Source organism: Petropleomorpha daqingensis (assembly GCF_013408985.1).
GTDB classification, from domain to species: Bacteria; Actinomycetota; Actinomycetes; order Mycobacteriales; family Geodermatophilaceae; genus Petropleomorpha; species Petropleomorpha daqingensis.
In genome coordinates this window covers 701,639-716,927 of the sequence record NZ_JACBZT010000001.1, presented here as the reverse complement: position 1 = coordinate 716,927, position 15,289 = coordinate 701,639, and the positions used below count along the sequence as shown (strand labels likewise).

General features: G+C 72.9%; 12 protein-coding genes. 7 read left to right on the top strand and 5 right to left on the bottom strand.

The genetic code is table 11. The features are described 5' to 3' along the window. Positions 1-8: 8 nt before the first annotated feature. From GGQ55_RS03460 to mce, 3 genes are all read right to left on the bottom strand, one after another. The gene (locus GGQ55_RS03460; RefSeq protein ID WP_179715132.1) at positions 9-1,205 is read right to left on the bottom strand and encodes a coiled-coil domain-containing protein; all 1,197 of its coding nucleotides are present in this window, start codon (positions 1,203-1,205) and stop codon (positions 9-11) included. Between the two features lie 101 nt (positions 1,206-1,306). Continuing rightward, entirely contained in the window at positions 1,307-2,638 is a 1,332-nt protein-coding gene (ccrA, locus tag GGQ55_RS03455; protein WP_179715131.1) for a crotonyl-CoA carboxylase/reductase, read from the bottom strand. 85 nt (positions 2,639-2,723) lie between these two features. Further along, positions 2,724-3,179 (bottom strand): methylmalonyl-CoA epimerase, encoded by a 456-nt coding sequence (gene mce / locus GGQ55_RS03450; protein ID WP_179715130.1) that lies wholly within the window; start codon positions 3,177-3,179, stop codon positions 2,724-2,726. Between the two features lie 160 nt (positions 3,180-3,339). On the opposite strand from mce, the gene GGQ55_RS03445 reads away from it, so the two are divergent. The 3 genes from GGQ55_RS03445 to GGQ55_RS03435 are packed head-to-tail and all read left to right on the top strand — an operon-like array spanning position 3,340 to position 7,056. Next, positions 3,340-4,530 (top strand): acetyl-CoA C-acetyltransferase, encoded by a 1,191-nt coding sequence (locus GGQ55_RS03445; protein ID WP_179715129.1) that lies wholly within the window; start codon positions 3,340-3,342, stop codon positions 4,528-4,530. After that, on the top strand, positions 4,527-5,549 hold the full coding sequence (meaB, locus tag GGQ55_RS03440) for a methylmalonyl Co-A mutase-associated GTPase MeaB (RefSeq protein WP_179715128.1): 1,023 nt from the start codon (positions 4,527-4,529) through the stop codon (positions 5,547-5,549). The genes GGQ55_RS03445 and meaB overlap by 4 nt, the downstream gene beginning before the upstream one ends. Positions 5,550-5,586: 37 nt before the next feature. Then, on the top strand, positions 5,587-7,056 hold the full coding sequence (locus GGQ55_RS03435; protein WP_179715127.1) for a phytoene desaturase family protein: 1,470 nt from the start codon (positions 5,587-5,589) through the stop codon (positions 7,054-7,056). 108 nt (positions 7,057-7,164) lie between these two features. Here the strand turns inward: GGQ55_RS03435 and GGQ55_RS03430 are convergent, their stop codons facing one another. Continuing rightward, on the bottom strand, positions 7,165-7,659 hold the full coding sequence (locus GGQ55_RS03430; protein WP_179715126.1) for a hypothetical protein: 495 nt from the start codon (positions 7,657-7,659) through the stop codon (positions 7,165-7,167). Between the two features lie 155 nt (positions 7,660-7,814). Between GGQ55_RS03430 and GGQ55_RS03425 the strand changes: the two genes are divergently transcribed. From GGQ55_RS03425 to GGQ55_RS03410, 4 genes are all read left to right on the top strand, one after another. Then, positions 7,815-8,348 carry a MarR family winged helix-turn-helix transcriptional regulator gene (locus tag GGQ55_RS03425; protein ID WP_179715125.1) on the top strand — a complete coding sequence of 178 codons (534 nt, stop codon included), beginning with the start codon at positions 7,815-7,817 and terminating at the stop codon, positions 8,346-8,348. A 32-nt stretch (positions 8,349-8,380) separates the two neighbouring features. After that, entirely contained in the window at positions 8,381-10,060 is a 1,680-nt protein-coding gene (gene icmA / locus GGQ55_RS03420; protein WP_179715124.1) for a coenzyme B12-dependent isobutyryl-CoA mutase large subunit, read from the top strand. Positions 10,061-10,137: 77 nt separating this feature from the next. Next, positions 10,138-12,858, top strand: a complete 2,721-nt coding sequence (locus GGQ55_RS03415) for a penicillin acylase family protein (RefSeq protein WP_179715123.1) — start codon at positions 10,138-10,140, stop codon at positions 12,856-12,858. A gap of 32 nt (positions 12,859-12,890) precedes the next feature. Next, on the top strand, positions 12,891-13,865 hold the full coding sequence (locus GGQ55_RS03410; RefSeq protein WP_246323756.1) for a tetratricopeptide repeat protein: 975 nt from the start codon (positions 12,891-12,893) through the stop codon (positions 13,863-13,865). Here GGQ55_RS03410 and GGQ55_RS03405 read toward each other — a convergent pair. Beyond that, on the bottom strand, positions 13,862-15,253 hold the full coding sequence (locus GGQ55_RS03405) for a neutral zinc metallopeptidase (RefSeq protein ID WP_179715122.1): 1,392 nt from the start codon (positions 15,251-15,253) through the stop codon (positions 13,862-13,864). The two genes, GGQ55_RS03410 and GGQ55_RS03405, sit on opposite strands and share 4 nt — an antisense overlap. Between the last annotated feature and the right edge of the window lie 36 nt (positions 15,254-15,289).

Genomic DNA, 15,289 nt, shown 5'->3' with positions numbered 1-15,289 from the left:
GGCTTCGTTCAGCGCCGGTTCTGACCCGTCGGCGTCTCGATGACCTGGGTGGACGGACCCTGCGCCGGGGTGGGCGAGGTGCTACCGGCCGGGGCGGGGGACGACGACGGCCGCGGGGGCGTCGGCATGCGGGCCCCACCGGTCGGGGCCTCGCTGCGCCGCTCGGTCGAGCCCGCCGCCTGGTCGGCGGTCACCGCGGGCTGCACGGTGGTGGCCGGGCCGGGGGTGGTCCGCGGAGCGGTGGACGGCGACTCGTGCCGGATGGGCTGGCGGGCCGCAGCGGACTCGCCCTCCGCCGTCCGGACGGTGAGCTGGTTGGTCTGCGGGCCGGTGGGCTCCGGACGCCGCTCCTCGGCCGGCCGCTCGTTCGGCGTCGCCGCGGGGCGCTCGGTGCTCGCCTGCGGGCGGTCGGAGAGGTCGGGCAGCGTGCTGAGCAGCTGGCGGGCCTGCAGCAGCCGCGAGGTGAGCTCGTCGCGGACGTCGCGGATCGCGGCGGCCTTGGCCTCGGCCTCGGCGACGATCTGCGCGGCGTGCTGCTGGGCCTCGGCGACCCGCTGGCGGGCGGCGGCGGTGGAGACGCGCTCGCGCTCCTCCTCCTGCCGCGCGGCCTCGGCGCGCTTGGCGCGCTGCGCGATCTCGAAGTCCTCCTCGGCCTTGGCGCGGCGGGCCTGCGACTCCGCGTCCAGCCGGGCCACCCGCTCCTGGGCCTTCTGCACCAGCTCGTCGGCGCGGATCTGGGCCTTGGTCGCGATCTGCTCGGCGTTCTGCCGGGCCTCGGCGAGCATCCGCTCCACCTCGGCCTGCCCGGCCGCGTGCCGCTCGTGCATCGCGCGCTCTTCGGCCGCGGTCTGCTCGCGCACGGCCTGGGCGTCCTGCTCGGCGATCCGCCGGATGTCGGCGGCCTCCTCCTCGGCCAGCCGGAGCATGTGCGAGATGCGCTCGCTCATGTTCTCGAAGGTCGGGGCGGCGGCGGTGGCCGCCTTGCGCCGCAGCGACTCGATCTCGCCGTGCATCGCCGACAGCTGGCTGGCCAGGTCGGAGGAGCGGGCCGTCGCGGCGTCGCGGTCGGCGATGGCGATGCGGAAGTCGGCCTCGAGGCGCTCGATCGTCTCCGCGACCTGGTTGCGGTCGTAGCCGCGCAGGACCACGTCGAACGAGTGCTGAGCCTCGTGCATCGGCATCATGTCGCGGTGCGGGTCGCTCATGCGCGCCATCCTCTCAGACCGCGCGCGCGTACCGCGCGTGTCGGGTCCAGTGGCGGCGCGGTTCCCAGCGGACTCGTAGGAACCGCGCCGTCACTGCAGGCTCAGATTCCCCGGAAGCGGTTGATCTGGGTCTCGAACCGTGCCCGCTTCTCGCGGTCGCGGATCCCGAGGCCCTCCTCGGGCGCGAGGGTGAGGACACCCACCTTGCCCTGGTGGGCGTTGTTCTTGACGTCGAGCGCGGCCTGGCCGACGTCCTCCATGGAGTAGACCTTCGACAGCGTCGGGTGGACCAGGCCGCGGTCGATGAGCCGGTTGGCCTCCCACGCCTCGCGGTAGTTGGCGAAGTGGGAGCCGATGATCCGCTTGAGGTTCATCCACAGGTAGCGGTTGTCGTACTGGTGCATGTAGCCGCTGGTCGAGGCGCAGGTGACGATGACCCCGCCCTTGCGGGCGACGTAGACCGAGGCGCCGAAGGTCTCCCGGCCGGGGTGCTCGAAGACGATGTCGATGTCGTCGCCGCCGGTCAGCTCGCGGATCCGCTTGCCGAAGCGGTTCCACTCCTTGGGGTCCTGGGTGTCCTCGTCCTTCCAGAACCGGTAGTCCTCCTCGTTCCGGTCGATGATGAGCTCGGCGCCCATCGACCGGCAGATGTCGGCCTTCTCCGGGCTGGAGACCACGCAGACCGGGATCGCGCCGCCGTTGAGGGCCATCTGGGTCGCGTACGAGCCGAGCCCGCCGGAGGCGCCCCAGATGAGCACCGTGTCGCCCTGCTTCATCTGCGCGCCGTTGTGGGAGACCAGCTGCCGGTAGGCGGTGGAGTTGACCAGTCCGGGCGCGGCCGCCTCCTCCCAGGACAGGTGGCCGGGCTTGGGCATGAGCTGGTTGCTCTTGACCAGGGCCAGCTCGGCCAGGCCGCCGAAGTTGGTCTCGAAGCCCCAGATCCGCTGCTGCGGGTCGAGCATCGTGTCGTCGTGGCCCATGGGGTCCTCGAGCTCGACCGACAGGCAGTGCGCGACCACCTCGTCGCCGGGCTTCCACTTCTGCACGCCCGGGCCGACCTTGAGCACCACGCCGGCCAGGTCGGAGCCGACCACGTGGTAGGGCAGGTCGTGCCGCTTGGTCAGGTCGGAGACCCGGCCGTAGCGCTCGAGGAACCCGAAGGTCGACACCGGCTCGAAGATCGACGTCCAGACGGTGTTGTAGTTCACCGAGGAGGCCATCACGGCGACGATCGCCTCACCCGGCCCCAGCTCGGGGGTCGGCACCTCCTCGATGTGCAGCGACTTGCGCGGGTCCTTCTCCTTGGTGGGCAGGCCCTCGAACATGTCCTGCTCGTCCTTGCGCACGAGCACCGCCCGGTAGGACTCCGGCACGGGCAGCCCCGCCACGTCGTCCAGCTGGTCGGCGAGGATCGCGTCCCTGATCTCTTTCACTGCGTCTCCCGGGTCTTCGTCGGCTCGGAGTCAGTGGGTTGCGGTGGATGTTACTCGTCGGTAACCGGTACCGCGAGTCCGCGGTTCAGTGGCCGGTGGCGGCCGGTTGGACGAGCTCGACGAGCACGCCGCCGGCGTCCTTCGGGTGCACGAAGTTGACGCGGCTGTCGGCCGTGCCGCGCTTCGGGGCGTCGTAGAGCAGGCGGACGCCGCGCTCGCGCAGCGTCGCGCTGACCGCCTCGACGTCGTCCACCCGGAAGGCCAGCTGCTGCAGGCCCGGGCCGCTGCGGCCGATGAACTTGGCGATCGTCGACTCCGGTGTCAGCGGGGCGAGCAGCTGGATGCGCGTCTCGCCGCCGCCGACGGCGAGCATCGCCTCGCGGACGCCCTGCTCCTCGTTGGTCTCCTCGTGCACCGAGTGCACGCCGAACGTGCTCGCGTAGAAGGCGATCGCCTCGTCCAGATCGGGGACGGCGATGCCCACGTGGTCGATCGTGGTGAACAGCTCCGAGGGGAGTCCGGTCTGCGCGTCGTCGGGCATGGCGGGATCATGCCGCCGAGTCGCGATCATGGCAGCTCGAGGTGGCGTGCATCACGCGGGCGCACTTTCCGTGGGTGGCGGGGAACCCGCCGTCCTATCCTCGATCGACACCGACACTCAGGCCGCCAACGGCGGCGGCCCCGCACTGGAGGCCCTCCCCATGGCTCGATCGGTCATCGTCAGCGGCGCCCGGACCCCGATGGGCCGGCTGCTCGGCTCGCTGAAGGACTTCTCCGCCGCCGACCTCGGCGGCGTCGCCATCAAGGCCGCCCTGGAGCGCGCCGGAATCTCCGGCGACCAGGTCGACTACGTGATCATGGGCCAGGTCATCCAGGCCGGCGCCGGCCAGAACCCCGCCCGCCCGGCCGCGGTCGCCGGCGGCATCCCCATGTCGGTGCCCTCGTTCACGCTGAACAAGGTGTGCCTGTCGGGCATCGACGCGATCGCCCTGGCCGACCAGCTCATCCGGGCCGGCGAGTTCGAGATCGTCGTGGCCGGCGGCATGGAGTCGATGACCCAGGCGCCGCACCTGCTGCCCAGCTCGCGCACCGGCACGAAGTACGGCGACGCCACCCTGGTCGACTCGATGGCGCACGACGGCCTGTCCGACACCTTCGACCAGATCGCCATGGGCGCGCTCACCGAGCGGGCCAACGCGAGCTACGACCTCACCCGCGAGGAGCAGGACGCCTTCGCCGCCGCCTCGCACCAGCGCGCCGCCGCCGCGCAGAAGAACGGCCTGTTCGACGACGAGATCACCCCGGTGCTCATCCCGCAGCGCAAGGGCGACCCGATCGAGTTCCGCGAGGACGAGGGCATCCGCGCCGACACGACCGTCGAGAGCCTCTCGAAGCTGAAGCCGGCCTTCGCCAAGGACGGCACGATCACCGCCGGTACCGCCTCGCAGATCTCCGACGGCGCGTGCGCGGTCGTGGTCATGAGCGCCGAGAAGGCCGCCGAGCTGGGCCTGACCCCGCTCGCCGAGATCGGCGCGCACGGCGTCGTCGCCGGCCCCGACGCGACCCTGCAGACCCAGCCGTCGCGCGCGATCGCGAAGGCCTGCGAACGCGAGGGCCTCGACCCGAAGGACCTCGACCTGGTCGAGATCAACGAGGCATTCGCCGCGGTCGGCATCGTCTCCACCAAGGAGCTCGGCCTCGACCCGGAGAAGGTCAACGTCAACGGCGGCGCGATCGCGCTGGGCCACCCGGTCGGCATGAGCGGCGCGCGGATCGCGCTGCACCTGGCGCTGGAGCTGCGCCGTCGCGGTGGCGGCGTCGGTGCCGCGGCGCTGTGCGGGGGCGGCGGTCAGGGTGACGCGCTGATCCTGCACGTGCCCGCCTCCGCGTGACGGAAGGGACCGCGGTCCAGACCCCGGCACCCGCCGCCCCCCGTGGGCGACGGGGCCGGCGGACGGTCGACGTCCCCGACCTGGTCGGCCGGGCCCGGGACGGCGACGCCCGCGCCGTCGCGCGGCTGATCTCGCTGGTCGAGGACGCCAGCCCCGCCCTGCGGGAGGTCGCGGCCGCGCTCGCCCCGCACACCGGGACGGCGCAGGTGCTCGGGCTGACCGGGTCGCCCGGTGTCGGCAAGTCGACGACGACGACGGCGCTGGTACGGGCGTTCCGGGCGCAGGGCAGGCGGGTCGGCGTGCTGGCGGTCGACCCGTCGTCCCCGTTCTCCGGCGGCGCGCTGCTCGGCGACCGGGTGCGGATGCAGGACCACGCCGGCGACAGCGGCGTCTACATCCGCTCGATGGCCTCCCGCGGGCACCTCGGCGGCCTGGCCTGGGCGACGCCGCAGGCGCTGCGCGTGCTCGACGCGGCCGGCTGCGACGTCGTCCTGGTGGAGACCGTGGGCGTGGGCCAGTCGGAGCTCGAGATCGCCTCGCTGGCCGACACCACGCTGGTCCTCATGGCGCCGGGCATGGGCGACGGGATCCAGGCGGCCAAGGCCGGGATCCTCGAGGTCGCCGATCTGTTCGTCGTCAACAAGGCCGACCGGGACGGCGCGCAGCAGACCGTGCGCGACCTGCGGTACATGCAGTCGCTCGGCGGCCGCTTCGACGAGCCGGGGCACTGGCGCCCGCCGATCGTGAAGACCGTCGCGGCGCGGGAGAAGGACAACGGCATCGACGAGGTGCTGGAGAAGATCGAGGCGCACCGCGAGTGGCTCGAGAGCTCCGGCGAGGGGCACCGGCGGCGCACCGAGCGGGCCGCGCGCGAGATCGAGGCGATCGCCGTCGCCACGCTGCGCGAGCGCCTGGGCGACGTGCACGGCTCCGCGGCGCTGAGCACGCTGGCCGAGAAGGTCGTGGCGGGGGAGACCGATCCGTTCTCCGCCGCGGACGAGCTGGTCGGCCAGCTGTAGAGGTTCGTCCGCGGCCTCGCTCGGGAAGGGAGCGCCCGTGAACGGTTCGCCGGACGCCGTCGTCGTGGGAGCCGGGCCGAACGGCCTGGCCGCGGCGCTGCGGCTCGCCGCCGCGGGGCTGCGGGTGCAGGTGGTCGACGCGGGGGAGCGCCCCGGCGGCGGCATGCGCACCGAGGAGCTCATCCGGCCCGGCTACCTGCACGACGTCTGCTCGACGGTGCAGCCGATGGCCGCGGCGGCCCCGTTCTTCCGGGAGTTCGACCTCGCGAGCCGTGGCGTGCGGCTGGTGTTCCCCGAGCTGAACTACGCCCACCCGCTCGACGGCGGCCGGGCCGCGGTGTCGCACCGCTCGCTGGAGGACACGGCTGCCGGGCTGGGGCGCGACGCCGACAGCTACCGGAAGCTGTTCGGCCCGCTCGTCGAGCACGGCACCGACGTCGTCGACTTCTTCCTGACCAGCGCGCTGCGGGGGCTGCCGCTGCGCAGCCCCGTCGAGATCACGAAGTTCGGGTTCAACGGGCTGCCGAACGTGCGCTGGCTGGCCCACCACCACTTCCAGACCGAGGAGGCGCGGGCGCTGCTCGCCGGGGCGGCGGCGCACGGGATGCTCGACCTGACCCAGCCGCTGACCGCGGCGCTCGGGATGCTGCTGACGATGCTGGCCCACCACGTCGGCTGGCCGCTGATCGAGGGCGGGTCGCAGCAGCTCGCCGATGCGATGGTGACCGCGCTGGAGGAGCAGGGCGGCGAGGTCGTGACCGGGCACCTGGTCACCGACCTGCGCGAGTTCGAGGGCGTGCCGGCGGTGCTGCTCGACACCACCCCCGAGGCCTTCCTCGACATGGCCGGCGACCGGGTGAACGAGGGTTACCGTCGCTGGATCTCCCGCTACCGCCACGGCGCCGGCGTCTTCAAGATCGACTGGATTCTGTCCGAGCCCGTCCCGTGGGCCAATCCCGACGTGTGCCGGGCCGGCACGATCCACGTCGCCGGGACGCTGGACGAGACGATCGCCGGGGAGGCGGCGCCGAACCAGGGCCGGCTCACCGACAAGCCGTACGTGCTGGCGGTGCAGCCCACGGTCGCCGACCCGTCCCGGGCGCCGGACGGCGGGCACGTCTTCTGGGCCTACGTGCACGTGCCGCACGGCTCGGACGCCGACATGACCGAGGCGATCGAGAACCAGGTGGAGCGCTTCGCGCCCGGCTTCCGCGACACCGTCGTCGAGCGGGCCACGAAGACCGCCGTCCAGATGGAGCAGTGGAACCCCAGCTACCTGGGCGGGGACATCTCCAACGGCCAGGCGACCCTCCGGCAGATGCTCGCCCGCCCCGTGCCGCGGTGGAACACCTACAAGACGCCGGTGCGCGGGGTCTACCTCGCCTCGGCCGCCACCCCGCCGGGGCCGGCGGTGCACGGCGCGTGCGGTGACAACGCCGCGCGGGTGGCCCTGCGGGAGGTCTTCGGCGTCCGCGAGGCGCCCCCGCTCAAGCCGCCCGTGCGCTGATTCCGCCGCCGAGTGAGCAGTTGTGGTCGCCCAGCAGGGCGTGTCGGTGCGTGTCGCCGACCACAACTGCTCACTCGGCCTAGGGGGGTGACCAGCAGGGCCCGGATCTCAGGCGGCGGCCTGGGCTGCCTGGTAGATCTCGGCGAGCGTCATCGACCTGCTGTACTGCAGCTGACCGTTCGACCGGGTCACGGTGAGGGTCATCGTCCGCGCCGGCGGGGTCGCGGTGAGCGTGCCGACGGAGAAGTCGAAGGTGCTCTGTCCGACGCCGCCCATCTTCACGTCGGCGGACAGCCACGCCCCGGTGGCGGAGTCGGTGGCGGTCATGGCCACCGCGAGCGGCGGCTGCGCCCCGCGGCCCTCGTCGAGGCAGCTGCTGAAGACGCCGACGTGCACGACGACGACGGGCTGACCGTTGACCGTCACGACGGCCGGGTCCCACGCGTTCACGGTCGCGCAGGGAGCAGCGACGACCGTGGTGCCGCCCCCGCCCCCGCCCCCGCCACCGCCACCGCCACCGCCCTTCGCCATGGCGGGCGAGGCGAACAGGACGGCGGTCGCCAGCGTGACGGCCAGCGTGCCGAGCGTGGATCGGATCCTCATGGGAGCCTCCTGGGCCGGGCCCCCGTCTCCGCGGGGGAACTGGTGCGACTCTCGGCGGACGGCGGTCGCGCGCACCATCGGACCTTGGTCGTACGACCCCTCTGTCCGGGTGAACCGCGCGGCCGTGGAAGTGACCGGCCGGTAGCGTTTCCGTCATGGTCCGTGCGCTGGGGCTGCCGTTCGACCCGATCGAACGGGCCGGGGAGACGTGGGAGAAGCGTTTCGGCCCGGCGGCGTCGATGCGGGCGGCGACGTCGGTGTTCCGCGTGCAGCAGATCCTGCTGGCCCGCTTCGACGAGGTGCTCAGGCCGCACGAGCTGACCTTCGCCCGGTACGAGGTCCTCGTGCTGCTCACCTTCAGCCGCACGGGGCAGCTGCCGCTCAAGGTGATCGGCAGCCGGCTGATGGTGCACCCGACGAGCGTCACGAACGCCATCGACCGGCTGGTCGCGGCCGGCTACGTCGAGCGCTCGCCCAACCCGGCCGACGGTCGCGGCGTGCTGGCCGGCATCACCGAGAGCGGGCGGGCCGTCGTCGATGTGGCGACCGCGGAGCTGACCAAGCTCGACTTCGGCCTCGGCGACCTGCCCGACGCCGAGATGGACAGCCTGTTCGACATCCTCCGCCGGGTCCGGCTGGGCGCCGGCGACGTCGCCGAGACGGAACCGGCAGATACTCGGACGTCCTAGCAGATTTTATTCGGACGTCCTACTATCTGGACATGACGGACGACGCCCGGCAGCGGTGGCAGCAGCGGTACGACGCGGCCCTGGAGGCGGGCAGGGTTCGCGACGCGGACTTCACCACGCTCTCCGGCGTGGAGGTCGACCCGGTGTACGGCCCGGCCGACGAGGCGTCCGTCCCCGGCTTCGAGCGCATCGGCTACCCCGGTGAGTTCCCCTTCACCCGGGGCCTGCACGCCACCGGCTACCGGGGCCGGGCGTGGACGATCCGGCAGTTCGCCGGCTTCGGCAACGCCCAGCAGACCAACGAGCGCTACAAGATGATCCTCAAGGAGGGCGGCGGCGGTCTGTCGGTCGCCTTCGACATGCCCACGCTCATGGGCCGCGACTCCGACGACCCGCGCAGCCTCGGCGAGGTCGGTCACTGCGGCGTCGCCATCGACTCGGCCGCCGACATGGACGTCCTCTTCGACGACATCGACCTCGCCGCCACGACCACCTCGATGACGATCAGCGGCCCCGCCGTCCCGGTGTTCTGCATGTACCTCGTCGCCGCCGAACGGCAGGGCGTCGATCTCGGGAAGCTCAACGGCACCCTGCAGACCGACATCTTCAAGGAGTACATCGCGCAGAAGGAGTGGCTGTTCGCCCCCGAGCCGCATCTGCGCCTCATCGGCGACCTCATGGAGTACTGCGCCGAGAAGATCCCGGCCTACAAGCCCATCTCGGTCTCGGGCTACCACATCCGCGAGGCCGGCTCGACCGCCGCGCAGGAGCTGGCCTACACGCTCGCCGACGGCTTCGCCTACGTGGAGCTGGGCCTGTCCCGCGGCCTGGACATCGAGCAGTTCGCACCCGGCCTGTCGTTCTTCTTCGACGCGCACGTCGACTTCTTCGAGGAGATCGCGAAGTTCCGCGCCGCCCGCCGGATCTGGGCCCGTTGGCTGCGCGACGTCTACGGCGCGAAGACGGACAAGGCGCAGCAGCTGCGGTTCCACACCCAGACCGCCGGGGTGAGCCTCACCGCCCAGCAACCGGACAACAACATCGTCCGGACGGCGCTCGAGGCCCTCTCCGCCGTCCTCGGTGGCACCCAGTCGCTGCACACCAACGCCCTCGACGAGGTGCTGGCCCTGCCCAGCGCCAAGGCCGCCCAGATCGCCCTGCGCACCCAGCAGGTGATCATGGAGGAGACCGGCGTCATGAACGTCGCCGACCCGCTCGGCGGCTCCTGGTACGTCGAGGCCCTCACCGACGACATCGAGCGGCAGGCCGAGGAGATCTTCGCCCGCATCAAGGACATGGGCTCCGACGGCACGATGACCTCGGGCATCCTGCGCGGCATCGAGGAGGGCTGGTTCACCGGCGAGATCGCCGAGGCGGCGTTCGTCTACCAGCGCGCCCTGGAGAAGGGCGACAAGAAGGTCGTCGGCGTCAACACCCTGGCCGGCTCGGTCGACGCGCACGACAAGCTGGACATCCTGCGGGTCAGCCACCAGGTCGAGAAGGACCAGAAGGCCGAGCTGGCGGCCCGCCGCCGGAACCGGGACGACGAGGCCGCCCGCCGGGCGGTCGCCCGCATGGTCGAGGTCGGCCGGACCGAGGAGAACATGGTCCCGGCCATGCTGGACGCGGTCCGTGCCGAGGCGACGCTCGGCGAGATCTGCGACGCGCTGCGCGCCGAGTGGGGCAGCTACACGGAGCCCGCGCGCTTCTGAGCGCTCTTGTTACTGGCGCGTAACCCGGGCGGGGGCCCGTCGTTGGTACGGCAAACTCCCCCAGCTCGGAGGTTCGCGTGCGCGTCGTCCCGGCCCTGGTCACCGGAGCACTCGTCGTCGCCGGGCTGATCGCCCCGGCCGTGCCCGCCGCGGCGGGCGATCCCGGGGACTTCCCCGGCGTCCGCAACATCCTGCCGCCGGGCCAGTCCGGCTCGATCGACGTCCTCGATGCCGTGGGCGCCGAGGTGGGCGGGACGACGCCGGAGAACTTCGCCGACCAGCTGGAGATGTACGACGCGCTCAACCACGCCGACCTCGGCAGCCTGACCGGCGCGGACCTCTCGGACTACTACAAGGACGCCCCGCTCACGATCACCGACGCCGAGGCGGTGCGGGTCGCGCACCCGCACGACGGCGTCACCGTGCGGTGGGACTCCTACGGCGTGCCGTACATCGAGGGCGCGACCCGCGAGGACGCCGCATGGGGCTCGGGCTGGTCCGGCACCCTCGACCGGATGTTCCTGATGGACGTGCTCCGGCACGCCGGCGCCGCGCGGGCGGCAGAGTTCCTCGGCCCCGACCCGGCGAACGTCGAGATGGACCAGGAGCAGCTGCGCTCGGCGTTCTACACCGACGAGGAGGCCGAGCAGCAGGTCGAGGAGACCGCCTCCCGCTACGGCGCCGAGGGGCAGCGGCTGCTCGACTCGCTGGACGCGTTCATCGCGGGCATCAACGCCGCGCAGCAGCAGCTCTGCCCGGCCGTCGTCGCCGGTCCGCACTGCCCGGCGGAGTACGCCGCGCTGCAGAAGGTGCCGCAGCCGTGGACCCGCGCGGACGTCGTCCGGGTCGCGTCGCTGGTCGGCGGCATCTTCGGCAAGGGCGGGGGAGCGGAGTTCGCGAACGCCCGCTGGCTGCAGCAGCTGCAGGCCCAGCTCGGGGACGACGAGGGCAGGAAGGTCTTCGACGACCTGCGCTTCGCCGACGACCCGGGCGCCCCGACGACGGCGAGCACCCCGGCGCCGTACGGGGGCGGTCCGGTCGACCCGACGCTGCCGGGCGTCGCGCTGCCCGACCTCGACGGGCCGACCGCCCCGGGCACCGGCTCCGACGCCGGCGGCGGCTCCGTGCCGCTGCCCACTGAAGGCTCGCTCGACGGCCGGATGGGCCCGGACGCCTCGCCGTTCACCCTCGCCGGGCCGAACGGGCCGATCGACCTCGGCGCGATGGCCGACGGCATGAGCAACGCCGCGCTCGTCTCCGCCGCGCACTCCGCCGACGGTCACCCGGTCGCCGTCTTCGGCCCGCAGACCGGCTACTACGCGCCGCAGCTGCTCACCGAGCAGGCCGTCGTCGCCCCGGGCATCCGGGCGCGCGGGGTCTCCTTCGCGGCGACCAACCTGGTCGTCGAGCTCGGCCGCGGCACGGACTACGCGTGGTCGGCCACGAGCGCCGGCAGCGACAACGTCGACACCGTCGTCGAGCGGCTGTGCGACCCGGACGGCGGGACGGCGACCGTCGACTCCGAGGGCTACCTCGCCGACGGCCGCTGCGTGTCCATGGACCGCGACGTGCACGAGGAGACGGCGCTGCCGAACGCGGCCGCGCCCGGCGCCCCGCAGACGTACCGGTTCCTGGTCCTGCGCACCGCCCACGGGATCGTCCAGCTGCGGACGACGGTGCACGGCGAGCCGGTGGCGATCGTGCTGCAGCGCAGCACCTACGGCCGGGAGCTGGACTCCGTCGTCGGCTTCGAGCGGCTGGGCAACCCCGACCACACCAAGGACGCCGCGAGCTTCGCCACCGCCGTCTCGGCGATCGACTACACGTTCAACTGGTTCTACGCCGACGACCGCGACATCGCGTACTTCTCCTCCGGCCTGCTGCCGCACCGCGCGGACGGCGTCGACCCGAGCCTGCCGCGCTGGGGCGACGCCGCCTACGACTGGCAGGGCTGGCTCTCCGCCGACGAGCACCCGCAGCAGGTGAACCCGCCGTCGGGCTACCTGGTGTCGTGGAACAACAAGCCCGCGCCGCAGTGGGCCGCGGCCGACGACCAGTGGGGGTACGGCCCGGTGCACCGCAGCCTGGCGATCTCCGACCGGGTCGCCGACGAGGTCGGCCAGGGCGGGGTGACGACGGCGAGCCTGGTGAGCGCCGTCCAGGGCGCGGCGACCGTCGACTCCCGGGCGTTCTACACGCTGCCCTACCTGCTCGACGTGATCGGCGACGACCCGGCGCTGGCCGACGCGACGGCGCTGCTGCGCGGCTGGCTCGACCGCGGCGCGCACCGCATCGACCAGGACCGGGACGGTTCCTACGAGGACCAGGCAGCGATCGCGCTGTTCGACGCCTGGTGGGAGTCGGGCGGCGACGGCGTGGCGAAGGACCTGCTGCGCGGCACCCTCGGCGACCTGGTCGACCAGCTGCCGCAGCGGCTGGACGACCACCCGCGCCAGGGCCTGGGCTCGTCGTGGAACGGCGTGGCCTGGTACGGCTACGTGGTCGAGGACCTCGCCGGGCTGACCGGCCAGGACGCCCCCGCGGGCTGGTCGCGGAACTACTGCGGCGGTGGCTCGCTCGACCGGTGCCGGAGCGACCTGCGGGCCTCCCTGGGTCGTGCCGTCGACGGCGTGCTCGCCGCGCAGGGCGTCTCCTCGGTGGACCGGCTCACCTACGACAAGCACACCGACGACATCCGGCACGTGGCCGCCGGGGTGGTCGGTGTCCGGCCGATCGACTGGCAGAACCGCCCGACCTTCCAGCAGGTGGTCGAGTTCAGCGGGCACCGGCCGAGGTGAGGCCCCGGTAGGGGCGGCCACGGAGTGGGATCATGGGAGCCATGCAGCCCACCCGTCCCGGCCGCCCCGACCCGCGGGCGCAGGCGCAGCAGGCCCAGATGGCGGCCTCGCTGGCCGGCGCCGTCGACCTCGCCGCCGTGAAGGCCCGCTCCGAGGCCGCCGCGCGCGCCCAGGCCGCCCCGCCGCCGAGCGCCTCGGCCCCGGCCGGCGCCCCCGGCAGCGCGGTCGTCGACGTCACCGAGGCGACCTTCCAGTCCGAGGTGCTCGACCGCTCCTTCCAGGTGCCGGTCGTGCTGGACCTCTGGGCCGAGTGGTGCGGACCGTGCAAGCAGCTCTCACCGGTGCTCGAGCGGCTGGCCACCGAGGGTGGCGGCTCGTGGGTGCTGGCCAAGATCGACGTCGACGCCAACCCGACGCTGGCGCAGGCGCTGCGGGTGCAGGGCATCCCGGCGGTCAAGGCCGTGTGGCAGGGCCAGCTGGTCGCCGAGTTCACCGGCGCGATCCCCGAGGAGCAGGCCCGCCAGTTCGTCACCGAGCTGGTCCGGGCCACGACCGGCGGCGGGGTGCCCGGCGGCGAGGACGAGCCGGCCCTGCAGGAGGACCCGCGCCTGGACGCCGCGGAGGCCGCGCTCGAGCGCGGTGACCTGGCCGCCGCCGAGGCGGCCTACCAGGCGATCCTCGCCGAGGAGCCCGACCACCCCGACGCCGCGCTCGCGCTGCGCCAGGTGCAGCTGTTCCGCCGGGCGGAGGAGGCGGGGCCGGACGCGCTGGCCGAGGCCGACGCCGCCCCGGACGACGTCGCCGCGCAGACCCGCGCCGCCGACTTCCTGCTCGGCACCGGTCAGATCGAGGAGGCCTTCGACCGGCTGCTCGACGTCGTCCGCCGGACCGCCGGTGAGGACCGCGACCAGGCCCGCCAGCACCTGGTCGGGCTGTTCGAGGTCGTCGGCGACCAGGACCCGCGGGTGATGGCCGCCCGCCGCCAGCTCTCCCTGGCCCTCTTTTAGCCGGGGATCCCCACGTCGCACTGGCTGCCGCCGGACAGGAAGCCGGCGCGGTAGGCCCGCAGCAGCTCGAAGCCGGACAGCGCGGTGTTGGGGAACACCTTGTCGTTGGTGCCGTAGGTGAGCAGGAACGACACCGCCTCGTCGATGTCGCCCGGCTGCAGGCGCACCTGCTCGTCGTTGCCGTTGAAGACGTACGCCTGCCACCAGCCGGTCAGGCAGACCGCCGAGCGGATCGCGTCGGAGTCGTCGGTGGACAGCCCCGCCTGGTCGCGCGCGGCCAGGGCGTACGGCAGCGAGATCGCGGTGGCCGTGGAGAAGTCGCCGAGGTCGTCGTGCGCCGGGCGGGTCAGCTCCTCCTCGTCGAAGTACACCGTGTTGTCGCCGGCGCAGTAGCCGAGGTCGCGGTTGCCGGCGACGCAGTCCGGCGCGGTGCCGTCGAAGCCCTGGAGCTCCGGGGCCTCGAAGTCCTTGCCGAACGCGGCGGGGAACACGTCCGACCAAAAGGTCGGCAGGCTGTTCTCGGTGAGCGTGATGGTCTCGTCGTACTCCGAGTTCCCCTGGTTGGCCTGGTCCTCCTGGGTGAACTCGGCGGCGGTGAACACCCGGTCGGAGCCGAAGTCGTCGCGGCACTTCTCGACGCCGTTGTCGTAGCCCTCGGCGATCGCCGACACCCGGTCGAAGTAGGAGCCGTGCGCCCCCTCCTCGTTCGGGTCGCTGCCGACGGCGTCGGCGGTGATCAGGTAGCCGCGGATGATCTTGTCCAGCTCCGGCACGCGGATCGCCACGTGCTCGGCGTTGCCGTCGACGACCCAGCGGGTCCACGCGCCGGCGAAGCAGTCGGCCTGGGTCTCCTGGTTGATCGACTCACCACGGAAGCCGAAGCGGTACTGGATCGCGTGACCGAACTCGTGCGCCATGACGAACGGCACCAGGGATCGGCCGTAGTCGCCGGACAGCTCGGTGAGGAAGTTCTTGTCGTAGGTCACCGAGTCGGAGTTGGGCAGCCCCCGCCCGGCGCAGAAGAAGGCTCCGCTGCCCTCGACCTCCCTGGGGTCCGAGCCGCAGCCGACGCCGTCGGGGAACTGCGACTCGTCGAGGTTGGCCAGGTCGACGCTGTAGATGCCGCCCTGCAGGGTCTGGAAGTCCTCGCCGAAGGCAGCGGGGTAGGCCTCGCCCCAGAAGGCGTAGAGGTCGGTCAGCGAGTTGCGTGCGGCCTGGTCGACCGGGTCGTCGTCGACCGCGGCGGTGATCGGGAAGTCCTGGGAGCTGACGTCGGTGACGACGTCACCCCCCGGGGACGCCGCGCCGGCGACGACGGTCGAGCAGCCGGTGAGCAGCAGACCGCCCACCGCGGCGGCGAGCAGGGGGCGGTGCAGGCCGTGCCTCATGTGATCTCTGCATCCCTCGTCGTCGGATCTGCCGGC